Origin of the sequence: Micromonospora sp. C31 (genome assembly GCF_018070575.1) — a bacterium.
Lineage (GTDB): Bacteria > Actinomycetota > Actinomycetes > Mycobacteriales > Micromonosporaceae > Micromonospora.
Genome location: NZ_JAGPXN010000018.1, coordinates 35,265 through 61,790, shown reverse-complemented (window position 1 = coordinate 61,790; position 26,526 = coordinate 35,265). Strand labels below are relative to the sequence as shown.

13 protein-coding genes are annotated in these 26,526 nt (G+C 74.4%); 5 read left to right on the top strand and 8 right to left on the bottom strand.

From position 1 onward, the window contains the following. Nucleotides 1-39 precede the first annotated feature (39 nt). Genes KBX06_RS21760 through KBX06_RS21725 form a run of 8 tightly spaced genes read right to left on the bottom strand, consistent with a single transcriptional unit; the run spans nucleotide 40 to nucleotide 20,075 of the window. The gene (locus KBX06_RS21760) at nucleotides 40-255 is read right to left on the bottom strand and encodes an MbtH family NRPS accessory protein (protein WP_210838038.1); all 216 of its coding nucleotides are present in this window, start codon (nucleotides 253-255) and stop codon (nucleotides 40-42) included. After that, on the bottom strand, nucleotides 252-1,568 hold the full coding sequence (locus tag KBX06_RS21755; protein ID WP_210838036.1) for an aspartate aminotransferase family protein: 1,317 nt from the start codon (nucleotides 1,566-1,568) through the stop codon (nucleotides 252-254). Before KBX06_RS21755 ends, KBX06_RS21760 begins: the two co-directional genes overlap by 4 nt. Next, nucleotides 1,565-5,158: a CocE/NonD family hydrolase gene (locus tag KBX06_RS21750; protein WP_210838034.1), complete on the bottom strand. Its 3,594-nt coding sequence runs from the start codon at nucleotides 5,156-5,158 to the stop codon at nucleotides 1,565-1,567. The genes KBX06_RS21755 and KBX06_RS21750 overlap by 4 nt, the downstream gene beginning before the upstream one ends. Beyond that, nucleotides 5,155-6,750 carry an MBL fold metallo-hydrolase gene (locus tag KBX06_RS21745; RefSeq protein WP_210838032.1) on the bottom strand — a complete coding sequence of 532 codons (1,596 nt, stop codon included), beginning with the start codon at nucleotides 6,748-6,750 and terminating at the stop codon, nucleotides 5,155-5,157. Before KBX06_RS21745 ends, KBX06_RS21750 begins: the two co-directional genes overlap by 4 nt. After that, nucleotides 6,747-7,778, bottom strand: coding sequence for an LLM class flavin-dependent oxidoreductase (locus KBX06_RS21740; RefSeq protein ID WP_210838030.1), 1,032 nt, complete (start codon nucleotides 7,776-7,778; stop codon nucleotides 6,747-6,749). Before KBX06_RS21740 ends, KBX06_RS21745 begins: the two co-directional genes overlap by 4 nt. Continuing rightward, complete coding sequence (locus tag KBX06_RS21735) at nucleotides 7,775-10,219, bottom strand: type I polyketide synthase (RefSeq protein WP_210838026.1); 2,445 nt, start codon at nucleotides 10,217-10,219, stop codon at nucleotides 7,775-7,777. The genes KBX06_RS21740 and KBX06_RS21735 overlap by 4 nt, the downstream gene beginning before the upstream one ends. After that, nucleotides 10,216-16,749 (bottom strand): non-ribosomal peptide synthetase, encoded by a 6,534-nt coding sequence (locus tag KBX06_RS21730; protein ID WP_210838024.1) that lies wholly within the window; start codon nucleotides 16,747-16,749, stop codon nucleotides 10,216-10,218. The genes KBX06_RS21735 and KBX06_RS21730 overlap by 4 nt, the downstream gene beginning before the upstream one ends. A 38-nt stretch (nucleotides 16,750-16,787) precedes the next feature. After that, on the bottom strand, nucleotides 16,788-20,075 hold the full coding sequence (locus tag KBX06_RS21725) for a non-ribosomal peptide synthetase (protein ID WP_210838022.1): 3,288 nt from the start codon (nucleotides 20,073-20,075) through the stop codon (nucleotides 16,788-16,790). A 275-nt stretch (nucleotides 20,076-20,350) separates the two neighbouring features. Between KBX06_RS21725 and KBX06_RS21720 the strand changes: the two genes are divergently transcribed. The 5 genes from KBX06_RS21720 to KBX06_RS21700 all read left to right on the top strand — a co-directional run bounded on the left by KBX06_RS21720 (nucleotide 20,351) and on the right by KBX06_RS21700 (nucleotide 26,497). Further along, on the top strand, nucleotides 20,351-21,583 hold the full coding sequence (locus KBX06_RS21720) for an MFS transporter (RefSeq protein ID WP_210838019.1): 1,233 nt from the start codon (nucleotides 20,351-20,353) through the stop codon (nucleotides 21,581-21,583). Nucleotides 21,584-21,653: 70 nt separating this feature from the next. After that, the gene (locus KBX06_RS21715; protein ID WP_210838017.1) at nucleotides 21,654-22,835 is read left to right on the top strand and encodes an aminotransferase class I/II-fold pyridoxal phosphate-dependent enzyme; all 1,182 of its coding nucleotides are present in this window, start codon (nucleotides 21,654-21,656) and stop codon (nucleotides 22,833-22,835) included. Continuing rightward, on the top strand, nucleotides 22,822-24,339 hold the full coding sequence (locus KBX06_RS21710) for an aldehyde dehydrogenase family protein (RefSeq protein WP_210838015.1): 1,518 nt from the start codon (nucleotides 22,822-22,824) through the stop codon (nucleotides 24,337-24,339). Before KBX06_RS21715 ends, KBX06_RS21710 begins: the two co-directional genes overlap by 14 nt. Nucleotides 24,340-24,352: 13 nt before the next feature. Continuing rightward, nucleotides 24,353-25,255 carry a phytanoyl-CoA dioxygenase family protein gene (locus KBX06_RS21705; protein WP_210838013.1) on the top strand — a complete coding sequence of 301 codons (903 nt, stop codon included), beginning with the start codon at nucleotides 24,353-24,355 and terminating at the stop codon, nucleotides 25,253-25,255. Beyond that, nucleotides 25,256-26,497 (top strand): acyl-CoA dehydrogenase family protein, encoded by a 1,242-nt coding sequence (locus KBX06_RS21700; protein ID WP_210838011.1) that lies wholly within the window; start codon nucleotides 25,256-25,258, stop codon nucleotides 26,495-26,497. The last annotated feature ends 29 nt before the right edge of the window (nucleotides 26,498-26,526 follow it).

Here is a 26,526-nt window from a genome sequence, read left to right as displayed (position 1 = left end):
ACGGTCGCGCCCCACGCGGCCGGGCCCTGCCCGGGTGGACTAGCGTGCCTCGCCGGCCATCGCCCGGCGCAGGCTCAGCGGGCGCATGTCCGTCCACACCGAGTCGATGTGCTCCAGGCACCGGGCGCGCGGCCCGACGAAGCCCTCCTCCCGCCAGCCCGCCGGGATCTCCCGCCCGTCCGGCCAGATCGAGTACTGTTCCTCGTCGTTGACCACGACCCGGCAGACGTCGGTCGGCTCGGTCTGTTCCCTCATCGTTCTCCTCCTCGCACCTCGGACACCTCGGTCAGGGCCCGGTCGATGCCGGCGATGCCGGCACCCAGCTCATCTTCCGTGATGGTCAACGGGGGGAACAGGTGCAGCCGGTTGCCCGCCGCCAGCGGCCAGACGCCCTGCCGCTTGCACGCCGCCAGGACGGCGGCCATCTCGGGCGCCAGCGCCCCCGGGGCCGCGTACGGCGCCAGCGGCTCGCGGGTCGCCCGGTCCCGGACCAGCTCGACGGCCCAGGCCAGCCCGACGCCGCGGACGTCGCCCACGACCGGGTGGCGCTCGGCCAGCTCGGCCAGCGCCGGTCCCACCACGTCCCGGCCGAGTACGGCCGCCCGGTCGACCAGGTTCTCCTCCCGCAGCACCCGCAGCGCCGCCACGATGGAGGCGCAGGCCAGCGGGTGCCCGGAGTAGGTGAGCCCGCCGGGGTAGCGGCGGTGCGCGAAGTGGGCGGCCACCGCGCGGGACAGCAGCACCCCACCCACCGGCACGTAGCCGGAGTTGACCCCCTTGGCGAAGGTCAGCAGGTCCGGCACCACGTCCCAGAGGTCACCGGCGAACCAGCGGCCGCACCGGCCGAAGCCGGTCATCACCTCGTCGGCGATCAGCAGGATGCCGTGCTCGTCGCAGAGCCGCCGGACCCCGGCCAGGTAGCCGTCCGGCGGCACCAGCACGCCGTTGCTGCCGACCACCGGCTCGACGAGGATCGCGGCGATCGTCTCCGGCCCCTCGTACCCGACGAGCCGGCGCAGGTGCTCCAGCGCCCGCTCGCCCTCCTGCGCGGCGTTCTCCGCGTGGAACTCGCTGCGGTACGGATACGGGCCCAGGAAGTGCACGGCGCCGCCGCTGGCCCGGTCCACCGGCCAGCGGCGGGGATCACCGGTCAACGCCAACGCCCCCGCCGTGGCGCCGTGGTAGGACCGGTAGGCGGCGAGCACCTTCGGCCGCCCGGTGACCACCCGCGCCATCCGCACCGCGTGCTCCACGGCCTCCGCGCCGCCGGTGGTGAACAGGACCGTCTCCAGGTCGCCCGGAGCCACCTCGACGATCGCCCGGGCCGCCTCGTCGCGGATGTCGACCGCGAACGACGGCGCGATCGTGCACATCCGTCCGGCCTGCTCGGTCACCGCCGCCACCAGCGCCGGGTGCTGGTGACCCAGGTGCAGGTTGCCCATCTGGGCGTGCAGGTCAAGCCACCGGTTGCCCTGCTCGTCCCAGAACCAGCTGCCCGCGCCGCCGGCCACGCGGACCGGATCGATCTCCTCCTGCGCGGACCAGGGATAGAAGACCGCCCCGGTCACGACGCCTGCCGTTCGCGGACCAGGTCGACCTGCTCGCCCAGCGTCGGCGCCGCGAACACGTCCTGCAGGGAGAGCCGGACCTGGCACGCCTTGCGGATCCGGCCGATCAGGCGGATCGCGAAGAGCGAGTCGCCACCCAGGTCGAAGAAGTCGTCCCCGGGAGCGACGTCGTCGACCTTGAGCAGGGCGGCCCAGATCTGCCCGAGCTGGTCGAGCAGCTCGGCGCGGCCGTCGTCGGTCGTCGGGCCCGCCGCGGTGGCCGGCTGCGCCGGGGCCGCGGCGGTGGCGGAGTCCGGCGGGGCGGCCGGCGTCCCGGGGGCGGTGGCGGGCGGCACCAGTTCCAGCCGTCCCGCCGTGCTCCACCGCACGATGGCCCCGGTGTCGCGCATCCGTGCGCCCGGCGTCCCGGCGTACGGATCGTCGACGTCACCGGTGCCGCCGACCCACAGCCGCCCGGGGGTGTTGACCGGCACGGGCCGCCGGTGCTCGTCGAGGACGTAGCAGCGGGCCACCTGCGGCAGGTCGTCCTGCCCGACGAGCGCGTCCGGCAGCCGCGCCGGGTTCCACCCGTCGAGCACGGCCCGCAGCTCCCGCCGGGGCATGGCCGACAACTCCCCGACCGGCCGCTCCTGGTCGGAGACGAGCTGGTCGAGCACGGTCAGCAGCGAGTCGCGGATCCGCCCGACGGTGGCCCGGTCGAACAGGGCGAGCCGGAAGTCGAGGCTGCCCACCATCCGGTCCTCGCCGACCTGGTCCACGGCCAGCATCAGGTCGTACTTCGCCAAGGTCCACTCGGGCGGCTCCAGGCGCAGCGCCTCGACCTCGCCGAGGCGGAACTTCTCCGGCACGGCCCGGCCGAAGCGCACCAACACCTGCACCAGCGCGGAGACCGCCGGGTCCCGGCGTGGGCGCAGCTCGCCGACAAGCGTGTCGAAGGGGACCCGGCGCAGCTCCAACGCGGTCAGCACGGCACCGCGTACGTCGTGCAGGAACTGGGCAACGGTGGCGTCGCTGTCGATGCGGATCCGCAGCGGCAGCAGGTTGACCAGGCAGCCGATCAGGTCCCTGGTCGACTCGTCGTCGCGTTGCAGGCTCGGCGTGCCGATCAGCAGGTCGTCGCCCGCGCCGTACGCGTTCAGGGTGCGGGCGAACGCGGCGGTCAGCAGGGTGAACGGGCTGGTCCGCGCGGCGGCGGCCGCCGCCACCAGCCGGGCGGCGAGGTCCTCGTCGATGGCGAAGCGGACCGATCCGCCCCGGTTGTCCAGCATCGGCGGACGGGGCCGGTCCGTCGGCAGGGTGATCACCTGCGGGGCCCCGTCCAGGTACCGCCGCCACCGGGCGAGCTGGTCGGCCGCGCCGGGCCCGGCGAGTTCGGCCTGCTGCCGGCGGGCCACCTCCGCGTACTGGCACGGCACGTCCGGCAGGCGGACCGGCTGCCCCTGCGCGTAGGAGGGGTAGAGCAGGGCGAGTTCCGCGAAGAAGATCTCCGCCGCCGTGGGGTCGGCGGCGACGTGGTGGACCACCAGCAGCAGTGCCGTCCGGCCGGCGGGCAGCCGCACCGTGGCGACCCGGATCGGCCACTCCCGGCCGAGGTCCCACCGGCGGTCCCGCAGGCCCGTCACCCGTTCGTCGCTCGCCCAGCCGTCCCCGGACACGTCCGTGAGGTCCAGCCGCTCGATCTGCAGCGGCGCCGCCGGATGGATCCGCTGCACCGGCGCCTCGTCGACCTCGACGATGGTGGTGCGCAGCGCCTCGTGCCGCCGGACGATCTCGTCGACCGCCGCGCGCAGCGCAGCGGTGTCCACCGGGCCGGTCAGCTCGACCGCCGCCGCGAGGTGGTAGGCCGCCCCGCTCGTGCCGGCCTGCTCGGCCAGCCAGATCGCCCGCTGCGCCACCGAGAGCGGGGCCGTGACCCATTCGTCGCCGTCGCGCAGTTCGGCGGGCACCGCCCGGGGCAGCTCCAGCGTCGGGGCGGCGCCGGCGTCGTGCCGCACCGTCAGCACCGGCGCGACGTCGCGCACCACGGTCAGCGCATTGTCGGTGTCCGCACCGGTGACCGCCAGCCGGATCCGGTCGCCGGCCGCGAACCGGTAGGCGATCGGGTGCAGCTCGACGGCCAGCCGGGCGTCCCCGTCGGCCTGGCCGCAGCCCTCCGTGACGTACCGGGAGGTGCCGTCGGGGGCGACCGACTCGAGGTAGGCGAAGACGTCCGTCGGGCCGGCGGAGACCCGGGCCGCCAGGCGCAGCACCGGGGCACCGACCAGCTCGACCGCCTCGGTCAGCGGCGGCGAGGTCCAGCACAACGCCCGGGTGTCGTTGTCGGTCATGTCCGGCCGCTGGAAGGGCGAGCCGTAGCCGCTGGCCCACCGGCTGGTCTTGCCGGACGTGGTGGCGTAGTCCACCTCGTACCGGCGGTCCGCACCGACCCGGGGTTCCGGTCCCAGCTCGCCGGCCGGCCCGAGGTGCCAGGTGCCGGTCGGCGCCGGCTCCGGCGGCCAGGACCGGGCGGTCCGCCACTCGTCGGCGCCCATCAGGTGGTAGCGCACGGCCGGGCCGTCCATGATCCCGGTGTCCCTGCCGCGCAGCCAGTGGTCGAACCAGCGCACGTGCTCGTCGGCCAGGTTGTAGCCGGCGCCGCCCAGCACACCCCCGGTGTGCGGCCAGGGGCCGATGACCACCCGGTGCGGCACGGTCAGCCGGCGGGCCCACTCGGTCGCGTCGCGCGCCCAGACGTCGTGCCAACCGCCCAGGTGGTAGACGGCGACCCCGGAGGCGTTGATCGCCGTCAGCAGCGCCGACGGGCTGCGGGTGAGGTACGCCGCCTCGCCGGTGTCGGCCAGCCGCGACTCGGCTGCGGGCAGGCCGGCGAACATCGTCCTGACGTCCCGGTTGGCCACGTGCTGCTCGCGGGCGGCGGCCAGCAGGAGGCCGTCCGGGTCGTCGTCGAGGGGCGCGACGGGGCCACGCAGGTCGAGTTCGCGGACGTCCTCGCCCCAGGCGCGGGCGAAGTCGTCCCGGAACACCCCGCCGTCCCAGGCGAAGCGGTGCAGGTCGAACAGCGCCATCTGCGGGAAGATCGCCACCAGGTGCGGCGGGGCCGTGCTCGCCGCCAGGTACTGCGACACCCCCAGGTAGGAGCGGCCGAACATGCCGACCCGGCCGTCGCACCAGGGCTGGGCGGCGATCCACTCGGTGATGTCGTACGTGTCGGTCGCCTCGGCCGTGCCGAACGGACCGTCGCTGGTGCCGAACGACGCGCCGCTGCCCCGGCTGTCCACCACCACCACGACGTAGCCCCGGGCCAGCAGGCGCTGCGCGATCGGGAAGGCCCGCAGCGTCACCTCCCCGGGTGCCACCTCGGCCACCCCGAGGTCGTCGATGTCGGTGAGGTCGACGTCGGCCAGCTCGGCCCGCACCACCGCCAGGAAGTCGTCCCGCCCCGGGCGCGGCGACACCTGGTGGTAGCGGTCGTGGGCCCAGACGGCCGGCGCGGGGTCGCGCTGGCCGACCGGACGGAAGACGTACGTGGCCAGCCGGGTGCCGTCGCGCGTGGCGACGTACCCGGACCGGCAGGTCCAGGTGCGGCTCATACCAGGTCCGCCCGTCCGTAGAGTTCCCGCGCCTGCACCCCGACGTCGGCGCAGCGCTGGAAGAACTCCGCCATCTGCTTGAGCTGGTACGACTCGTCGGTGTAGTTGGTGGCCATGACGAAGACCAGCCAGGGCTCGCGGCCCATCGCGTACACGTACGCCTGCCTGGCCCGCAGTCGCCGCACGATGCCCATCGCCTCGACGGCGTCGGAGCCGTTGAGCTTGCGGCTGCGGCTCATCTTCTGCTCGATCCGGCGGGAGAAGAGCGGGCCGTACATCCACGACAGCGGGGCGCCGTCGCACTCCATGCCGAGGAACGCCATGTCGACGTCGCCGATCATGTCGTGGATGTGGCCGAACAGCGCCGGGTCGACGCAGCGGTTGTCCGCGCCGAAGTAGAGGTTCTTGCCGCCGGTACGCACCGAGTAGGTGACCTTCGCGGCGATGTCGAGGTCGCAGTGCTCGCCGACGAACGGGCAGACCACGATCTGGCCGTCGGGCAGCTCGATCGCCTCGCCCGGCTCCACGTCCACGACGTTGGGGAAGCCGAGCGCCTCCAGGCACAGCCGCAGCGACGGGTCCTGCAACGCCCCGGCGGCGGTCTTCGGCACGACCACCGTGCCGATGCGGTGCCGCAGCTTCAGCAGGGTGGCCAGTTCGAGGTGGTCCTGGTGCGCGTGCGTGATCAGCACGTAGTCGATGACGTCGGGCAGGTCGGCGTAGGCGTACCGGTCGCCGTCGCCCAGGGCGTCGGACAGGAACGGGTCGGTCATCACGGTGACCGGGCCGGACTGGACCACCACGCAGGCGTGCCCGAAGTAGCGCACCCGCAGCCCGGGGCCGTCCAGGTTGCGGTCCGGGCTGCCGCCCGGCTCGGCCGAGAACAACCCGCTGAAGGTGGCCAGGTCGGCGTCGGAGACGTCGAACGCCTCCCGCAGCTCGCCGAAGGGACGGGCCGTGTTCATGGTGGAGAAGAGCAGGTCGATGCGGGGGTCCCGCAGCGGCATCGTGGCCTGCACGTGCCCGTTGCCGGGGAACCGGGGGGTGGTCATCGCGAAGGGCCGCTCGTCGCCGGTGGCCAGCGACAGGTCCACCGAGTGGGCGGACTCGTCGAAGTGCCGCGACCGGTAGAGCATCCGCTCCGCGAGCCGGATCCGGGCGTGGTCGTTGAGGTCGTAGACCAGCTCGACGTAGCCGCGCAGGGCCGGCGGGATCTCGCTGTAGCGGGGCGTCAGGTCGAACCCGTCGGCGAGCTTCTCCAGGTTGACCGTCAGTTCGTCCATCGCCGCCGACAGTTCCGGCATCGGCCCGTCGGTGAGCCGGTCCACCAGTTCGGTCACGCCGTCGAGCTGGTCGTCCTCGAGGTCGACGAACATGCCGCCGCGCAGCTTCGGGTCCCGGGCCGAGCGGCGGTGCAGCGCCGGCGCGTCGAGGAACGAGCGCAGCAGCGGTCCGTGCAGCTTGGTGAAGTTCATCGCCGCCGGCACCGGCGACACCAGGTTGAGCCAGGCGTAGTACCGGTGGATCAGCGGTTCCAGCGCCAGGTTGGGCCGGGCGTGGACAAGGTCGTGGCTGGCGAAAGGCTGGTTCATCGTTCTCCCTCGGTCGGGTCGACCCGCAGTCGGTCACGGACGGTCCGGACGACCTGTGCGAGGTTGTGGAAGTCTTCGTCGTCGGTGGGGGTGTCCAGCACGAAGGTGCGTACCCCGGCCCGGATCAGGGCCAGCAGCCGGTCGACGGCACCGGCGTGGTCGGCCACCAGGTACGGCCCGTCCGCCTGGCCGGAGCGGAACGGCGCGAGCCGGTACGCCGGGTCGACGGTTACCGCGCCGTGGCCGGCCTCCGCCTCGGCGAAGAGCCGCTGCTTCCAGACCGAGTCGGTGTTGGCCATGGTGATCGCGGTGATCTTGGCGCCGTCCGGGTCCTCCGGGAAGCGGGCCGCGGCGACCCGCTCGGTCTCCGCCGCCGTCGCCCGGGTCAGCAGCCCGAAGTTCAGCGCGCCGGCCGACGCGCCGTCGGCGTCGGACCGGCCCGCCGTCAGCATCTGGATGCTGGTGGCGCCCACCCGGTCGGCCACCTCGCGGGCGGCCGGGGACTGCCCCGCGACGAACAGCCGGGGCAGCAGGTGCGCGGGCAGCCCGGGCGTGAGCTGCAACCGCGACACCTGGTAGAACCGGCCGTCGAAGCTGAACGGTCGACGGCTGCCCAGCACCCCCATCATGATCTCGACGTACTCGGCGAGGCGTGCGTACCGGTCGTCGTGCTCCAGCCGGTCGCCGAGCGCGTCCAGGTCGCTGACGGCCGTGCCGGTGATCAGGTTGAGGTCGATGCGCCGCTGGTAGAGCAGGCCGAGCGAGGCGACCATCCGGGCCGCGGTGAACGGGTGCTGGTAGACGGGGTTCACCGCGACCAGCGGGCTGAGCCGGGTGGTGCCGGCCGCCGCCGCGGTCGCCAGGATCCAGGGGTCGAGCACCGCCCCGCTGCCGGTGAAGATGAGCACCCCGTCGAGGTCCGCCGCGTCGCTGCGGCGGATGACGGACATCGCCGTGTCCGCGTAGGCGGTCAGGTCCCGGACGCGGGGCACCACGGTGATGAAGCTGACGTCGGGCACGGCCCTCACGCTCCCTCTTCGGTGACCGCGGCGAGCGCGGCCCGGATCTCCTGCGCCTCGCGCAGCTTGTCGTCGATCACCCTGGCGAGCGCGGCGACGGTGGGGGTCTCCAGGAACACGCCGAGTTGCAGCTCGACGTGGAAGGCCTGGGCGAGGTCCCGCAGCGTCCGGGCGGCGTTGAGCGAGTCCGCGCCGAGCATCAGCAGCGAGTCGTGCAGCCCGATCCGGTCCACCCCGAGCCGGCGTCGCCACACGGCGGCCACCGCCTCCTCCAGGACCGTCCCGGTGCCCGGCTGGGCGTCGGCGGACGCGGCGGCGGGCGCCGTGCCGTCCACGGGCGCCACGGCCACCGGGTCGACCCAGTGCCGTGAGCGCTGGAACGGGTACGTCGGCAGGCCGACGCGCCGCCGCGAGGCGCCCTCGTGCAGGGCCGTCCAGTCCACCTCGACGCCCCGGCGCCACGCCTCGCCCAGCGCGCCGAGCAGCCCCCGCAGGCTGCCGCCGTCGTCGGTCAGGGCCAGCGTCGGGGCCGCACCCGGGCCGACGACCAGGGTCACGTCGGCCTCGCCCGGCGCCTCGGCGGACGCCGGGGGGCGGGTGCCGGCGCGCAGCGCGCGGCCCGCCTCCGCGGGAGTGAGGCGGCCGTCGACGACGGCGGCCGTCACGGCGCCCGCTCCCTCGCCGTGGACGGCGACCGGCGACACGCCGCAGGCGGCCAGCAGCCGGGCGAGCGCGAGCTGCCCGGTGACGGTGGCCGCGTCGGAGCCCGCCCCGGCGGCACCCGGGTCGAGGTCCAGCTCACCGGCCACCCGGTCGACCTCCGCGCGCAGCCGGGGCAGGGCGTCGCACAGCGCCGCCAGGTCGGGGCAGGTGGCGCCGAACGCGTACGCCACCGTGGCGGCCTCCGGCGACGCCTGCGCCGCGCCGACGGCGGACAGCGCGCGGGCCGCCTCGCCGGCGTCGGCGGCCACCACGAAGGCCCGGTGGCGGAACGCACGACGACCGACCTGGCTGGTGTAGGCGACGTCGGCGAGGGCCTGCCCGGGGTGGCTCCCGACGTGCTCGGCGAGCCGGGCCGCGGCGGCGGCCAGCGCCTCGCCGCCGGCCGCCGAGACGGTGAGCAGCACGGCCGACGGGTTCGACCCCGGCGGCGCGGGCGGCGGCGCCTGTTCGAGGATGACGTGCGCGTTGGTCCCGCCGACGCCGAACGAGCTGACCGCCGCCCGGCGCGGCCCGGCCGCCTCCGGCCAGTCCCGCAGCATGTCGTTGACCCGGAACGGCCCCCGATCGAGCGAGGTCTGCGGGTTGGGCTTGCGGTAGTGGATCGACGGCGGCAGCTCGCCGTGGTGCACGGCGAGGACCGCCTTGATCAGCGAGGTCACCCCGGCGGCGGTGTCGAGGTTGCCGACGTTCGGCTTGACCGAGCCGATGGCCCACTCGGCCCCCGGTGCGGCGGCGCCGTACGCCTCCTCCAGGGCGGACACCTCGATGGAGTCGCCCATCAGCGTGCCGCTGCCGTTGGCCTCGACGTACTGGATGGAACCCGGCTCGACGTCGGCGACCCGCAGCGCCCGGCGGATCACCCGCACCTGGCCCGACCGGCCGGGCGCCACGAAGCTGACCTTGCCGGCGCCGTCGTTGTTCACCGCCGAGCCCTTGACCAGGGCATAGATCCGGTCACCGGCGGCCTCGGCGTCCTCCCGGCGGCGCAGCACCACCACGCCCGCGCCGTCGCCCAGGTGGTAGCCGGCGGCCTCGGCGTCGAACGCCCGGCAGCGGCCGTCGGGCGAGTTGACGCCGTCGGCCTCGTGCCGGTAGCCGCGCGGCACCGGGTTCTTGACGCTGACCGCGCCCACGATCGCCATGTCGCACTGGTAGTCGAGCAGGCTGCTGATGGCGTGGTGCAGCCCCACCAGGGCCGAGGAACAGTTGGTCTGCACCGTCATGCTGGGGCCGGTCAGGTCGAGCTTGTACGACACCCGGGTGGCCAGGTTGTCCTTGTCGCTGGCGACGGCCATGCCCAACCGGCCGGCGGAGTCGACCAGCTCCTGCTGGGGCAGCAGGTGGTAGAGCAGGTACTGGTTCAGGCCGCACCCGGCGTACACGGCGATGTCGCCGGGGAAGCGGCGGCTGTCGTAGCCGGCGTCCTCCAGCGACTCCCAGGCGCATTCCAGCAGGATCCGGTGCTGCGGGTCGATCAGCGTCGCGTCCGTCGGCGAGTAGCCGAAGAACTGCGCGTCGAACCGGTCGGCGCCCTCGATGCCCGACCACATCGGCACGTACGCCGGGTCGGTGCGTTCCGCGGCCGGGACCGCGTCCAGCTCGGCGTCGGTCAGCGGGCGGCCGGCGTCGACACCGTCGCGCAGCAGCTCCCAGAACTCGGCGACGTTCGCCGCACCCGGAAACCGTCCGCTCATCCCCACGACGGCGATGTCCATCTCGCTGCTCATCGACTTCCCACTTCCTGGATTCGCTGGCGCATCAGCCGACGGCGGTTCGCCACCTGCTCGTTGCGGTCGGGACCCGCGTCGACGGGCGGGTCCGCCGCCGGACGTACGGGCTCGCCGAGGTGCTCGGCGAGCTTGCGCACGGTGGTGTGCTCGTACAGGTCGACCAGCGGGAACTGCCGGCCGAGGAGTTCCTGGAGGCGGATGTGCACCTGGACCAGGCTCAGCGAGTTGCCGCCGACGTCGAAGAAGTTGTCGTCGAGCCCGACGGCGCCGACGCCGAGGACGTCCAGCCAGATCTCGGTGACCTGGGCCTGGAGCCCACCGCCGCCCGCCGTGAGCGGCCGGGCCGTGGCGCCCGCGCCGAGCCGGGCCAGCGCCTCCGTGGCCTCGGCCGCCACGGCGCGGCGGCTCACCTTGCCGGTGGCCGTGGTGGGCAGTTCGTCGACCAGGTGCAGCAGCGGCACCATGAACTCCGGCAGCCGCTGCCGCAGGTGGGTGCGCAGGTCGTGCAGCAGGTCCCGCCGGGCGCTGGCGCGCAGCGGGTCGTTGGCCAGCTCCGACCACTCACCGCGTCGGGTCTCCGGCGGGGTCCAGCCGACCGCGTCGTCGGGCCGGCCCGCCGGCCAGAACCGCAGGTCCATCGTGTACGGGTCGCGCGCGGTCGACGGCACGACCGAGGTCCGCCGGCCCAGCGCCTCGCCGATGCTCCAGCAGTCCTCCGGGTCGACCCCGGGCGGCAGCTCGCCCACCGGGAGCGCCACCGGGTCCGCGTCGGCGAGCCCGGCCAGCCGGCGTACGGGGCCGGCGACCGTGACCAGCCGAGCGTTCGGCACGCCGCGCACCTCCACCGGGCGGTTGCGGTTGCCGCGCAGCAGGCCGCGCAGCCGGGCGACGTCCAGGGCCTCGCCGGCCCAGTCGAGCCGCACCGGGTCGAGCGGGTCGGCGGCGGGGCGGTCCGGGGCGGCGCCGACGTGCAGGACGACGTCGTAGCGGAACGCGCTCAGCTCGTTGGCCTGCCGGCCCCGCTTGAGGTGCAGCTCCGCCCCGCTCACCCCGGGCAGCCAGTGCGGGGCGGTGAGGAACAGGTCGGGGGCCAGCACCAGCTCGTCGTCGGCGAGCACCCGGGCGGCGACGCGGCGGCGCAGCTCGGCGACGGTCAGGCCCGGTTCGGGGTCGCCGCCCAGCTCCACCGAGGCGTGGAACACCTCAAGCAGGTCCAGGTCACGCACGTCGCCGAGGTAGATCCGCCCGCCGGGCGCGGCCGCGGTGACCGCCGCGCGCAGCACCCTGCGCAGGTAGTCGTGGTCGGGGAAGTACTGGGTCACCGAGTGCAGCACCACGGTGTCGAAGCTGCCCGCCTCGATGCCGGTGACGTCGTCGGCCTCGCGCAGCAGCAACGTGACCGCGTCCCGGTCGACCCCCTCGGCGTCGAGCCGCTGTTCGAGGACCTTCAGGCCGGCGGCGGAGAAGTCGGTGCCGACGTACGCCTCGCACTCCGGCGCCAGCGCCAGGGTCAGGTTCCCCGTGCCGCAGCCGAGTTCCAGCAGCCGGCGGGGACGCAGTTCCCGGATCCGCCGGACCGCCTGGTCGATCCACTCGCCCATCTCGACGTCGGTGAAGGGCGTACCCGTGTAGCTGCTGGTCCAGATCGCCTGCTGGGCCTCCTCGGCGGGGCCGGCGTCGGTGTACATCCGGTCGTAGAGCAGCCGCCAGTCCGACACCCGGGTGGTGGCCGGCGCCCCGGTCGGTTCGGACCCGGCCGGCACCGGCGACCCGCCGCGCTCCCGGGGCACCACCGCCGCGACGATCCGCTGTTCCCCGCCGCCCGGCGCCTCGGCGAGCGCGGCCACGGCGGCGGCGACCCCGGGGTGGGCCCGCAGCGTCGCCTCGATCTCGCCCAGCTCGATCCGGAAGCCGCGGACCTTCACCTGGTGGTCGGCCCGGCCCAGGAACTCCAGCCGACCGTCGTGGCTGAACCGGCCCCGGTCGCCGGTGCGGAACAGCCGCCCACCGGTGCCGTACGGGTCGGGGAGGAACCGCGCCGCGGTCAGCGCCGGCTGGTCCAGGTAGCCGCGGGCCAGCCCGACCCCGCCGACGTGGACCTCCCCGGCGAAGCGGGGCGGGACCGGCCGCATGGCCTCGTCCAGGACGTAGATCCGGGTGTTGCCGATGGGCCGCCCGACGCTGCCGACCCGCTCTGCTCCGGTGACCACGTCCAGGGTCACGTCGGCGGAGATCTCCGACGAGCCGTAGAGGTCGACCAGGACGCAGCCCGGCAGGGCCGCCAGCCACCGCGCGGCCAGGTCCGGGGTGAGCGCCTCGCCGCTGGAGTGGCAGTAGCGCAGCGCCGACAGGCGCTCCCCGGCGTCGGCGACGCCGTCGAGGATCGCCCGCAGCAGCGACGGCACCGCCACCAGGCGGGTGACCCGGTGCCGGGCGAGCAGGTCGACCAGGCGGACCGGGTCGCGTCCGACGTCCTCGGGCACCACGACGACCGGGGCGCCGGCGAAGAGCGGGAGGAACATCTCGCCGCCGGAGTCGAAGAAGCTCAGCGAGGTCTTGTGGCTGCCCACCTCGTCCGGCCCCATCGGGAAGCGCTCCATGATCCACCGCTGCCGGTTGACGATGCCCCGGTGCAGGCCGAGGACGCCCTGCGGGGTGCCGGTGGACCCGGAGGTGTAGACGACGTAGGCCACGTCGTCGGGGTGGGCCGCCGACGGCGGGTCGCGGTCGTCCTCGGCGGCGAGCGACGCGTCGGCCGGGTCGACCACCTCGACGCCGGGCAGGTCGACGGCCGCCGCGGGGGCGGCGACCAGCAGCCGGGCCCCGGAGTCGGCGAGCATGAACCGCAGCCGCTCCACCGGGTACGACGGGTCGAGCGGCACGTAGGCGGCGCCGGTCTTGAGGATCGCCAGCACGGCGGTGAGGCTGACCGTGGAGCGGGGCACCAGCAGGCCGACCCGGGTGTCCCGGCCGGCGCCCAGCCCGATCAGCCGGTGCGCCAGCCGGTTGGCCGCCGCGTTGAGCTCGGCGTACGTCAGTCGGGTGGTGTCGTCGATCGCGGCCGGCGCGTCCGGGGTCCGGCCGGCCTGCTCGGCGACGACCTGCGGCACGCACCGGTCGGTGTCGTAGTCGGCCGTGGTGTCGTTCCACTGCACCAGCACCTGCCGGAGCCGCTCGGCGTCGAGCAGGGGCAGGGCCCCGACCGGGGTCGTCGGCGCCGCGACGGCCGCGGACAGCAGCGCGGTCAGCGCCTCGGCCAGCACACCGACGGTCTCGGCGTCGAACAGGTCGGTGCTGTAGTCGAAGGTGCCCAGCAGCTCGCCGCCGTGCTCGCCGAGATAGAGGGAGAGGTCGTAGTAGGTGGCCCGCTGCCGCACGGGCCGGCTGCGCACCCGCAGCCCGGCCCAGTCCCCCAGCGCCCCCTCGTGGTTGAGCACCATCGGCGCGAGCCCGAGCCGGTCGGTGCCGCGCCCGTGCTGGTAGGCGAAGGCCGCGCTGAGCAGCGCACCACGGCTGGCGTCGGCGGCCCGCCCGAGCCCCTCGACGATGCGCCCGAACGGCACCTCGGCCCGGTCGGAGGCGGCCAGTACGGCGTCGTGCGTCGCCCGCGCCAGGGCCCCGAACTCCGGGTCGGCGGACAGGTCCACCGGCACCGGCAGCGGGTTGACCAGGTAGCTGACCAGGTCGGCGAAGCGGCCACGGACGCGACCGGCGTGCACGAACCCGAGGGGGAACGCCGCCTGGCCGGCGTAGCGCGACAGCACCGCCGCGTAGCCGGCGAACAGCACGGCGGTGCGGCTGACCCCCTGCGAGGCGGCCAGCGCGTCGAGGCCGGCGCAGAGGTCGGCGTCGAGCCGGAAGGCGTACGCGGCGCCCCGGAACGTGCGCACCGACGGGCGGGGCCGGTCGGTCGGCAGCTCCAGCGGCACGAGGTCGGCGACCTGGGCCTGGCACGTCGCGGTCAGCTCCCGGCCGGCCGGGCTGTCCAGGAACGAGCGTTGCCAGGCGACGAACTCGGCCGGGTGGGCGGTGGGTGCGGGCGGTGCCGCGTCGTCCCCGGCGGCGTGCCGGCCGTAGCCGGTCGCCAGGTCCTCGACCAGCACCGCCAGCGACCAGACGTCCATCACGCTGTGGTGGGTGCACAGCAGCAACGTGTGCCGGTCGGCCGCGTGCCGGAACAGCACCGCGCGCAGCAGGGGTGCTCCGTCGAAGCCGATCCCGAGTTCCGCCCCGATCTCCTCGTCGAGGCGGCCCGCCGGCCAGTCGGCGGCGTCGCGCACCTCCAGTGTGACCTCGACGTCGGCGGCCACCCGCTGGGTCGCCTCGGCGCCGGCGTCGTCGTACCGGGTGAGCAGGGCCGGGTGCCGCACGCCGAGGTCGCGCACGGCGCGCGCCAACGCGGCGGTGTCCAGGTCGCCGTCGACGGTCACCGCGCGGCACAGGTTGAGGTTGGCCGGGTCGTCGGCGAGGGCGCCCTGGAACCAGATGGCGCGCTGGCCGTACGACAGCGGGTAGGGCCGGTCGGTGACACCCGGGGCGGCCGGCGGGTCGGCCGGGGCGGGCGCGGACGGCAGCGCGGCGGCGAGTTCGGCCACCGTGCGGTCGCCCAGCAGGTCGGTCAGGGCCGGGCGGACGCCCCACTCCCCCTCGATCAGGTGTTGCAGCTCCACGGCCCGCAGCGAGTCGAACCCGAGTTCCGGCAGGGAACGGTCCGCGTCGATCCGCTCCGGGTCGACGTCGAGCAGTCCGCCGGCCAGGACACGCAGCCGCTGCGCCCGGGTCTGGTCGACGGCCGGAGCCGGGCGCGCGGCGGGGCGCAGGGGGTCGTCCGCGACGATCGTCGCGCTGCCCGCGGCGTACGCCCGCGCGCAGTCACCGCGCCTGGTCTTGCCGCTGGTGGTGACGGGGATGGTGCCGGGCGGTACGGCCAGCACCCGGTGCAGGTCCAGGCCGTGCACCGTCACCACGGCCCGGCGGGCCGCCTCGGCGATGGCCGACGCCTCGTCCGACGCGTTCTCGGAGCGGGTCTCGTACCACAGGACCACGGCCTCGCCGACGCCGTGGCCGTCGTCGGTGACGTCCACGCCGAACGCCGCGATCCGCCCGCCGAGGCGGGGGCAGGCGGCGCGGACGGTCTGCTCGATGTCGTCCGGGTAGTGGTTCTGGCCGCGGACGACCACCGTCTCCTTGATCCGGCCGCGGACGTACAGGTGGCCGTCCTGCTGGAAGCCGAGATCGCCGGTGCGCAGGTAGGGACCGTCGGCGGGGTCGCCGCCGAGGGTGGCGTGCAGCGTGCGGGCGGACTCCTCCGGCCGGTTCCAGTACCCGTCGACGACGCTGCCGCCGCGGACCCAGATCTCGCCGGCGGAGCCGTCGGGGACCTCGTGGCCGCTCGCATCGACGATCCGGACCTCCGCCTCGGGCAGGATCTCGCAGCCGACCACCTCCGTGCCGGGGCGGTGGGGTTCCGGGTCGGCCACCGTGGTCACGACGGGGCGCCGCGGACGGGCCCGCCCGGCGACCAGCAGTGTCGCCTCGGCCAGGCCGTAGCAGGGCAGGAACGCGCGCTCGTCGAACCCGTGCGGGGCGAACGCCTCGGCGAAGGCGCGCAGGGTCGCCGCGCGTACCGGCTCGGCGCCGTTGAACGCCACCCGCCAGGAGCTGAGGTCGAGGTCGGCGCGGTCGGCCTGGGTGACCTTGCGTACGCACAGGTCGTAGGCGAAGTTGGGCCCGCCGCTGATGGTGGCCCGGTACCGGCTGATCGCCTGCAACCACCGCACCGGCGTGCGGATGAACGTCGCCGGGTCCATCAGCACCGTCGGCACCCCGAGGTAGACGGGGGTCAGCAGGGTGCCGATCAGCCCCATGTCGTGGTGCGGGGGCAGCCAGGAGGCCATCACCGTCGCGTCGTCGAAGCCGAACGAGCGGCGGATGGCCCGCAGGTTCTCCAGCAGGTTGGCGTGGCTGACCATCACGCCCTTCGGGGTGCTGGTGGTGCCCGAGGTGTACTGCAGGAACGCCAGCCCGCCCTCGGCCACCGCCGGCTGCCAGCCGGTGGGGGCGGTGTCGAGGGACTCGATCTCCAGCACCGGCAGGCGGCGACCGGGCATGAGCGTGGTCAGGTCGACCGCCCCGGTGACCGCACGGGCCGCCAGCACCGCGGTGGCCTGCGCGTCGTCGAGGATCCGCCCGACCACCGGGGCGCTGGCCCGGTTGAGCCGGGCGGCCAACGGAACCGGCACGGTGCCGGCGTACAGGCAGCCGAAGAAACCGGCGAGGAAGTCGACGCCCGCCCCGACGAGCATCAGCACCCGGTCGCCGGGACGGCAGTGCGCGGCCAGGGCGGCGCCGACGCGGCGGGCCCGGGCGTCGAGCGTCGCGTAGTCCACCGTGTCGGTCGAGCCGTCCTCGGCCACCAGGTGCAGGGCCGGGCTGCCGGGCTGGACCCGCGCCTGGTGGGACAGGGCGGCGCCCAGGTTGACGACGTCCGTCGCCTCGTGGGTCAACGCGCCGGTGTGCTCGGTCATCAGGCTCTCCACTCGCTGCACAGGGGTCGGACCGGGTGTCACGGCTGGCCGGGCACGAGGCGGGCCGCCAGCTCCGCGACCGTCGGCGCGTCGAAGATCACCGCCACCTCCACGTCCACCCCCAGCTTCGCCCCGGCCAGCGCCACGATCCGGGTGGCCGTGAGGGAGTCGCCACCGAGGTCGAAGAAGTCGTCGTGGATGCCGATGCCCTCGCGTCCGAGCACGTCGCACCAGATGTCCAGCAGCACCCGCTCGCGCTCGTCGCGCGGGCCGTCGGCGCCGGCGGTGCCGGGCTCGTCCTGGCCCGGGGGCGGCAGCGCCGCGACGTCGAGCTTCCCGTGGTTGGTAAGCGGCAGCCGGGGCAGGCTGACGAAGGCCGCCGGAACCAGGTAGTCCGGCAGCCGCCGGCGCAGGTGCGCGCGCAGGTCCGCGGTGCCCGGCAGGTCGTCGCCCACGACGTAGCCGACCAGCCGGGCGTCCCCACCGGGCGGATCCCGGCGTACGACGACGGCGGCCTCGTGGACCGCCGGGTGGCGGCGGAGCGCGGACTCCACCTCGCCCGGCTCGATGCGGTAGCCGCGCAGGTTGAGCTGCCCGTCGCCGCGGCCGAGGAACTCCAGCACGCCGTCCGGCCCGAACCGGGCCAGGTCGCCGGTGCGGTAGACGCGGGCGCCGGGCGTGGCGGCGTACGGGTCGGGCAGGAACCGCTCCGCGGTCAGGGCGCAGTTGTCGAGGTAGCCCCGGGCCAGCCCGGCGCCGCCGACGTACACCTCCCCCGCCACGCCCGGCGGTACGGGCTGCATCGCCTCGTCCAGCACGTACACCCGCACGTTGGCCATCGGACGGCCGATCGGGACGAAGGGCCGCTCGTCGGCCGGGTCGCACGGCCAGGCGGTGCAGGAGACCGACACCTCGGTCGGGCCGTACAGGTTGAACATGGTGACGTCGAGCCGGTCGAAGACCAGCCGTTGCGTCTCGGGGGTCAGTTCCTCCACGCCCGAGACGATCCGCCGCAGCGACTTCAGGTCGGCGGCGTCGGCGGTGAGCAGCACCTCGCGCAGGGCGGTCGGCGCGAAGTCGGCGTCGGTCACGCCGTGCCGGGCGATCACGGCCGCCAGCCGGCGCGGGTCGAAGGTCGCCGTCTCGGGCATCAGCACGCTGGCGGCGCCGTTGAACAGGGCCCGGAACAGCTCGTCCAGGGAGACGTCGAACGTGCAGGCCGCCTTGCGCAGCACCCGGTCGTCCGGGCCGAGCGGGAAGTTGCGCTGCGCCCACAGCATCCGGTTGGTGAACCCGCGGTGGGTGACCTGGACGCCCTTGGGCTGCCCGGTGGAGCCGGAGGTGAACAGCGTGTAGGCCAGGTTGTCCGGGTGCAGCGGCACGGCGGGGTCGGTGGCGGGGCACGTGGCGGTCAGCGACGACTCCCCGTCCAGGTCGATGATCCGCCGCCCGGGGCTCCAGACCTCGTCGCACAGGTCCCCCGCGGAGATCGCGACCGCCGGGCGGACCTGGCCGAGCAGCGCGTCCCGGCGGGCCTGCGGGTCACGCGGGTTGACCGGCAGGTGGTAGCCGCCGGCCTTGAGCACCGCCAGGATCGCCACCACCTCGGCGGTGGAGCGGGGCAGGCACACCGCCACCGGGTCCTCCACGCCGACCCCGAGGTCGCGCAGGTGGTGCGCCAGGCGGTTGGCCCGTTCGTCGAGTTCGCGGTACGTCGTGCGGACGCTGCCCTCGACGACCGCCACCGCGTCCGGGGTGCGCCGCGCCTGCGCCTCGACGAGGCGGTGCACGAGCGCCTCGGGGCCGAGGTCCGTCGCGGTGTCGTTCCACCCGTGCAGGATCCGGTGGCGCTGCGTGTCGTCGAGCAGCGGCAGCCGCCACACGCACGTGTCGGGCTCCCGCGCCACCTCGAGAAGCAGCAGCTCGAACTGCCGGGCCAGGGAGCGCACCGTCTCGCCCGTGAAGAGGCCGGTGTCGTACTCGATCTCGCCGACCAGCCCGTCGGCGGTCTCGGTGATCCGCATCGACAGGTCCATCCGGGACCGGCCGGTCTCCATCTGGTGCACGTCGACCCGCAGCCGCGGCAGGTCCAGCCGGCTGGTGGGCACGTTCTGAAGCACGAAGGCCACCTGCGCGAGCGGCTGGTGGCTACGGCTGCGTTCCGGGTGCAACGCGGCGACGAGACGTTCGAACGGCACGTCACGGTGCCGGAACGCGTTCAGCGAGGCCGCCTTGACCCGGGCGACCAGCTCGGCGAAGGTCGGTTCGCCGGACAGGTCGGCGCGCACCACGATCATGTTCAGGAAGCAGCCGATGAGGTGTTCCAGTTCGTCCTGGTCGCGGGTGGCGATGGGGCTGGCGACGACGATGTCCCGCTGGCCGCTGTGCCGGGCGAGCAGCACGGTGAACGCGGCGAGCAGGATCATGTAGGTCGTGGCGCCCTGGCTCTGCCCGAGGGAGCGGATCCGGTCCGCGTCGGTCGCGCCGATCCGGAACCACTCGGACGCGCCGACGAACTGCTGGACCGCCGGCCGCGGACCCCGGGTGGGCAGGGTGAGCAGGGGCGGCACGCCGGCGAGTTCGTCGACCCGCTCGCGCAGGTGCGCCGCCATCCGTTCCTCGCCGACGGCGGTGCGCTGCCAGGCTGCGTAGTCGGCGTACTGGATCGGCAGCTCGGGCAGGTCCGGTGCGGCGGCGCCGGCGACGAACGCGGCGTACGTGGCGGCCAGTTCCCGGCAGAAGATGGTGAACGACCACAGGTCGCACACGAGGTGGTGCACGGTTACCCCGAGTACGTGCACGTCCGGGGCGATCCGGTAGAGCACCGCCCGGATGCTCTGGCCCGCGGCCAGGTCGAGCGGGACCCGCATCTCCTGCTCGACGGCGGCCCGCAGCACCGGGTCGTCGGGTCGTGCGGTGGCCCCGGGCAGGTCGACCACGTCGATGGTCAGCGGGGCCGGCGGCGTGACGACCTGCACGACCCGCTCGCCGAGCTGACGGAAGGCGGTACGGAGGATGTCGTGGCGGCGCACGACCTCCTCGATGGCGCGGTGCAGCGCGGCCCGGTCCAGCGAGCCGGTCAGGATCAGCAGGGTGGCGTCGTTGTGGTGGACGGCGTCGTCCTCCAGGCGCTCGATGAACCAGAGCCGTTCCTGGGCGAACGACAGCGGCGCCTCCTCGGCGTCCAGGCGGGGGATGGCGGCGGCGGGCGCCGGATCGGAGCGGCCGGCACGCAGCCGCTCGTCGAGCAGGGCCCGCGCCGAACTGGACAGCCGCGACACGCGTTGCGTGACGTCACTCGCGACCGGATGCTCCTGCCGTCCCACTGGTCCTCCGTTGTCCGTCGGCGATCCGGATCCGCAGCCCGGAACACCGCCGGGTGCGAGCACGTCCCACCGATGCGGGTGCCGATCCTCGATCTGTACCAGGTGACTGAGCGTGCAGTCAGCGAACAGCGCTGTTATAGGGGTTTGACCTCACGATTCACGACATCCGTCCGGAGTCCTAGGGGTTGGGCAAGCCGTTTGCCTGCCACATGATTGGCACGGCTGCGACGCCGCCGGTGACCAGCATGCGACCCGTCCGACCGGAGGTGATGCCAGTGCGTGACGACCTCCGCATCCTGGCCGACCGGTCGTACCGGATGCTGTTCCTGGCCCGCACGCTGTCGCTGCTGGGCAGCGCCGTGATCCCGGTGGCGCTCGCCTTCGCCGTCCTCGACGCGCCGGGCGGCTCCGCCACCGACCTCGGCCTCGTGCTCGCCGCCCGGTCGCTGGCGCAGGTCGCGCTGCTGCTGTACGGCGGTGTCCTCGCCGACCGGATGAACCGCTTCCGCCTGATGGTGGGCTCCGACCTGCTGGCCTTCGCCGCGCAGGCGGTCCTGACCGTGGTGTTCGTCACCGGCCGGCCCTCGCTGCCGGTCGTGGTCGCCTTGTCCGCCGTCAACGGCGCCGCCGCCGCGCTGTTCCTGCCGGCCTCCCGCGGCGTCGTGCCGCAGGTGGTGGCCCGGGAGCAGCTCCAGTCGGCCAACGCGCTGCTGCGGCTGTCCCGCAACAGCACCACCATCGGCGGCGCGGCCCTGGCCGGGGTGCTCGTGGCGGCTTTCGGCGCCGGCTGGGCGCTGGCGGTGCCCGCGGCCACCTTCCTCGGCTCGGCGCTGCTGCTCGCCGGCGTCCGGGTGTCCCACCCCGCCCGGGCCGCCGCCAGCACCATCCTCGCCGACCTGCGCGAGGGCTGGCGCGAGTTCAGCTCCCGGTCCTGGGTGTGGCTGGTGGTCGTGCAGTTCGCGTTCGTCAACGGATGCTTCTCGGCGATCTACGTGCTCGGCCCGCTGACGGCCAAGGAACAGCTCGGCGGCGCCACCGCCTGGTCGGTGATCGTCACCGCGCAGGCGGTGGGCCTGGTCGGCGGCAGCCTCGTGGCGATGCGGATCCGCCCCCGCCGGCCGATGCGGGTCGCGGTGCTGGCGACCTTCGGTTTCCTGCCACCGTTCGCGCTGATCGCCGCTGGCGCGCCGGTCTGGCTGATCGCGGCCTCGATGCTCGTCAACGGCGTCTGCGTCGACATCTTCGAGGTGCTGTGGGACACCGCCCTGCAGAACCACGTGCCCAACGAGGCGCTGTCGCGGATCAGCTCGTACGACGCCATGGGCTCGTTCGTGCTGGGTCCGCTCTGCCTGGCCGTCGTCGGCCCGCTGGCGGACCGGATCGGCGTCGCCCAGACGCTGGTCGTCGCGGGCGGGGTGCTCGGTCTGGTGACCGTCGCCACCTTCTCCGCACGGTCCGTGCGGCAGTTGCCCGCAAGAGTCCCCGACGCACAACCCGCCAAGGTGTGAACCGGCAACGATGCCGGCCACGGACCAGGGTGGAGATCGGAGCAGGATGGAGCACCGGATAAGTCGGCAGATGACCGACGCGACCGACGCGTACGGCCGACGGTTGGGGGCCTACCTCGAGCAGTCGTCCTACTCGCGGCTGCGCGGCGGCCCGGGCGTGATCGACCTGGCCTTCGGCGACCCGCACGAGTTCCCCGCACCGGCCCTGGTCGAGGTCCTGCAACGGCACCTGAGCCCGCAGCACACCGACTGGTTCGCCTACACCCGGGACCACCCGCCGGCCCAGGAGTCGGTGGCGGCCACCCTGAGCCGGGAACTCGGCCTGCCGTTCACCGCCGACGACGTGGCCCTGACCAACGGGGCGTTCGCCGGGCTGACCATCTGCCTGCGCAGCGTCTGCGACCCGGGCGACGAGGTGATCTACCTCGACCCCGCCTGGTTCTACTACGAGCCGATCATCGCCTCGGTCGGTGCCGTCCCCCGACCGGTGGCGCTGACCCCCGGCTCCTGGCGGCTCGACGCGGAACTCATCGCGGCGGCGATCACTCCCCGGACCAGCGTCGTCATCGTCAACAGCCCGAACAATCCGACCGGTGCCGTCTACACCGACGACGAGTACGCAGCCCTCGCCGAGGTGCTGCGGGAGGCGTCCGCCCGCAACGGGCGGCCGATCTACCTGCTGTCCGACGAGGCGTACCGGCGCATCGTGTTCGGTGGCCGGCCCTGCCCCAGCCCGGCGACGCACTACCCGTTCACCTTCCTGGCACACACCTACACCAAGACGCTGCTGCTGCCCGGCGAGCGGGTCGGCTACGTGGCGATCCCGCCGACCATGCCCGATCCGGCGGTGCTGCGCCGGGCCCTGACCGTGGCACGCCTGACCACCGGCTGGGCGTTCCCCAACAACTCGCTGTTGTTCGCCCTGCCCGAGCTGGAACAGCACGCGGTGCAGGTCAAGCCGATCGAGCAGCGGCGCGACCTGCTGGTCGACGCCCTGCGCGAGGCCGGGTACGAGGTCCAGCCGAGCGAGGGAACGTTCTACCTGCTGGCCCGGGTGCCCGACGCGGACGACTGGACGCACGCGGCCCTGCTGGAGGAACACGGCCTCCTGGTGCTGCCGGCCTCGGTGATGGGTGCCCCGGGTTACCTGCGGCTCTCCCTCACCGTGACCGACGAGATGCTGGAGGAGACCATCGCTCGACTGCGGTCGGCACGCCCCGCGGACCGGGAGCACGCCAGTGTCCAGCGGTGACCGCCGCGCGGCCGTCGCCGCCGCGACGCTGACCGCGGAGCCGGGCGGGGCGGCCGCGAGCGGGGCGGCGGCCGGCGCCGGGTCGTCCACCGGGGCGGCCGGGCCCGACGTCGAAGCCACCATGGCCCGCGCCCGCCGCGCCCAGGCGGAGGTCGAGTTCTGGCCGCAGGACCGCATCGACGACCTGGTCGCGGCCCTTGGCTGGGCGGCCTACCAGGAGGACACCGCCCGGTCCCTGGCCGACCTCGCCTACCGGGAGACCGGTCTCGGCGACCCCGAGCACCTGTTCACCCTCTACCGGCGCCGGGTCCTCGGCACGCTGCGTGACCTGCACGGGGTCGTCACCACCGGGATCATCGAGGACCTGCCGGAGCGTGGCCTGCGCAAGCTGGCCAAGCCGATCGGGGTGATCGCGGTGGCCAGCCCCGCCACGGCGCCCTGTTCCGGCGTGGTCGGCAACGCCCTGCCGATGCTCAAGACCCGCAACGCCGTGGTCATCACCCCCAACCCACGGGCCCGGCACTCCGCGGCCCGCACCGTCGACCTGCTGCGTCGCGGTCTGGAGACGGTGGGCGCCCCGCCCGACCTCATCCAGTGCCTGCCGGTCACCGACCGGCAGACCACCGAGGCCCTGATGGCCGCCGCCGACCTGGTGATCGCCGCCGGCGGCCCCGGCACGGTACGCCGGGCGTACCGCAGTGGCACCCCGGCGATCAGCGCGGGCGTGGGCAACCCGGCGGTGATCGTGGACGCCTCGGCGGACGTCGCCGCCGCGGCGGAGCTGATCGTGCTGGGTGGCAGCTTCAACAACGGCACCTCCTGCTCGTCGGAGAGCAACGTGCTGGTGGACGCCGAGATCGCGCCCGCCTTCCACGACCAGCTGGCCCGGCAGGGCGCGCACCTGTGCGACCCGGCCGAGACGGCGCGGCTGCGTACGCTGCTCTGGCCGGACGGGCGGCAGCTCAACCGCGACGCGGTCGGGCGTCCCGCCGCGGCGCTCGCCGCCGCCGCCGGGGTCGACCTGGCCGAGCCGACCAAGACCACCGCCCTGGTGGCCCAGCTGCCACCCCTGGCGCCCGGCGGTGTCCTGGCGCTCGACGACCCGATGCTCGGCGAGAAGCTGGCGCCGGTCTTCACCGTCTCGGCGTTCACCGCCTTCGACGACGCACTGGTCGCGGTGGAGACCCTGCTGGCCCGGATCGGGCAGGGCCACAGCTGCGGCATCCACACCGACCGCCCCGACCGGGTCGCCAGGCTCGCCGAGCGGGCCCGCGCCGGGCGGGTGATGGTCAACCAGTCGACCGCCGTCGGCAACAGCGGCAGTTTCGACAACGGCATGCCGTTCACCCAGGTCATCGCCAGTGGCAGCTGGGGCGGCTGCTCCCGGTCGGAGAACGTGACCTGGCGCGACTTCCTCAACTACACCTACGTCTCACATCCCCTGCCGCTCAGCCTGCCGGACGAGGAGACGCTCTTCGGCGCCCACTGGCGGCGTCTCCCCTGACCGAGGACCACTCATGGACATCAACCCTCCCGAGGCACCACCGCGTGACCTGACGCCCGCCGAGATCGACGCCTTCCACACCGACGGCGTGGTCCGGCTGTCCGGCATGATCGACGAGAGGTGGCTCGGTCGGATCACCGAAGGCGTGGAGTACCTGCTCGCCAACCCGACCGTGCTCGCGCAGGCGACCGCGTTGCTGGGCGGCGGCGGCTTCGCCGGGGACGCCTTCATGTGGAAGACCCACGACGGCTTCCGCGACTTCATGTTCTTCTCCCCCGCCGCGCGCATCGCCCAGCAGCTGTTCGGCTCCACCTCGGTCACCGCCTTCTACGACCAGATCTTCGCCAAGCCCGCCGGATCGGGTGCCCCGACGCCGTTCCACGAGGACGTCAGCTCCTGGCCGATCGGCGGCGACCAGGTCTGCGCGATGTGGATACCCCTCGACCCGTGCACCCCCGACACCGCGGCGCTGCAGGTGGTACGCGGCTCGCACCGCTGGGGCCGGCGCTACGTGCCGATCACCCCGGGAGCCTCCCACCTCGGCCGGCGGGAGGAACTCGAGGCGGTGCCCGACGTCGCCGACCAGGACGTCCTCAGTTGGGACCTGACGCCCGGCGACATCGTGCTGTTCCACCCGGCCGCCCTGCACGGCGCCACCGGCACCGGGCCCGAGCGGCAGCGCCGCGCGTTCGTCTCCCGATGGGTGGGCGACGGCGTCACCTTCCAGCCGCAGCACGCCGTCCTGCCGCTGCTGTGGGACCACGGCCTGCGGCCCGGTGACCCCATCGGCGGCCCGCTGTTCCCGAGGGTGCTGCCGTCGCCGGTGCCGACGGAGACCGGCGCCCGCTTCGACGGCCCGCAGCAGCCCCACGCCGCGCGGGCCGAGGAGTTTCTCTCCATTCTGAGGATGCTGTAGGTGTTCGGGGAACTCACCGCCACGACCGTCGCCGGCCGGGACCTGGTGTCCCTCGCCGAGGACCACCTCGACACGCTCGCCGAGCGCGCGGCTCGGCACGACCGGGACAACACGTTCGTCGCCGACAACTTCGACGACCTGCGCGACAGCGGGGTCCTCTCCGCGTGCGCCCCGACCCGGCACGGCGGGCTGGGGGTCGACTCCCTGCTCGACGTGCTGGTGGCCGTCTCCCGGCTGGCCCGGGGCTGCGGGTCGACCGCCATCTGCGCGAACATGCACATGGCCTCGGTCTGGGCGCAGGTCCGCCGGTGGGAGCGGGCGGAGGCGGCCGGCGACCGGGCCCGCGCGGCGCAGCTCGACGCGATCCTGGAGGCGTTGGGCGGCTCCGACCTGATCATGGCGGGCGCCTCCACGGAACCGGGCGTGTCGTGGAACGCCGCGCTCACCGAGGCCGTCCGGAAGGGCGACGAGTACGTCATCACCGGACGCAAGACGTTCGTCACCAACTCGGCCGTCGCGGACTCGTTCAACGTCGCGGTCCGGGTCGCCGACCCCGACTGCGGGTGGCGGCACGCCGAGGCCGTCGTCCTGGCCGGTACGCCCGGGCTGACCGTGCTGGGCGACTGGGACACGCTGGGCATGCGGGGCTCCGGCAGCCACTCGATCCTGCTGGAGGACTGCGTCGTGCCCGCCGACCGGGTCACGGTCGACGGGCCGTTCGGTCCGCCGACGTCGGAGGACCTGATCCGCTCCTGCGCGATCAACTTTCCCCTGCTGGGCGCCTCGCTCGGCATCGCCGAGGCGGCCTGGCAGCTCGCTGTCGAGCACGCCACCAGGCCCCCCCGGCACCCCGGGCGGACGGCGCCGGCGCACCACCCGTCCGTGCAGCGGGAGATCGCCGCGATCGAGCTCGACCTGGCGGCCACCCGGGGGGTGCTGGAACGCTCCGGCCGCCTGGTGGACGCCCTGTTCGCCGCCGACCCCGCGCAGCGGTCCGAGGGGGCCGCCCTGGACGTCGTACGGGCCTGGCAGACCGCGAAACTGCTGGCGAACCGTACGGCGGTGAGCACGGTGGACCGGGCCATGACGATCTGCGGCGGGGCGTCGTTCAGCAGCCGGCACCCCCTGTCCCGGCTCTACCGGGACGCTCGCGCGGGCGGCTTCATGCAGCCGTTCGGGTCGTTGGACGGTCACCCGTTCATCGGGCGGGTCGCGCTCGGACTCGACCCGTTCGCCGACTGAGGCCCGGCGCGGTCGCCGCGCTGGCGGGC

Bases quoted from the DNA above. Each gene is read 5' to 3' on its own strand.
- KBX06_RS21760 (WP_210838038.1), bottom strand. From the start codon at position 255: ATGAGGGAACAGACCGAGCCGACCGACGTCTGCCGGGTCGTGGTCAAC.
- KBX06_RS21750 (WP_210838034.1), bottom strand. From the start codon at position 5,158: ATGAGCCGCACCTGGACCTGCCGGTCCGGGTACGTCGCCACGCGCGAC.
- KBX06_RS21745 (WP_210838032.1), bottom strand. From the start codon at position 6,750: ATGAACCAGCCTTTCGCCAGCCACGACCTTGTCCACGCCCGGCCCAAC.
- KBX06_RS21735 (WP_210838026.1), bottom strand. From the start codon at position 10,219: ATGAGCAGCGAGATGGACATCGCCGTCGTGGGGATGAGCGGACGGTTT.
- KBX06_RS21730 (WP_210838024.1), bottom strand. From the start codon at position 16,749: ATGACCGAGCACACCGGCGCGTTGACCCACGAGGCGACGGACGTCGTC.
- KBX06_RS21715 (WP_210838017.1), top strand. From the start codon at position 21,654: ATGACCGACGCGACCGACGCGTACGGCCGACGGTTGGGGGCCTACCTC.
- KBX06_RS21705 (WP_210838013.1), top strand. From the start codon at position 24,353: ATGGACATCAACCCTCCCGAGGCACCACCGCGTGACCTGACGCCCGCC.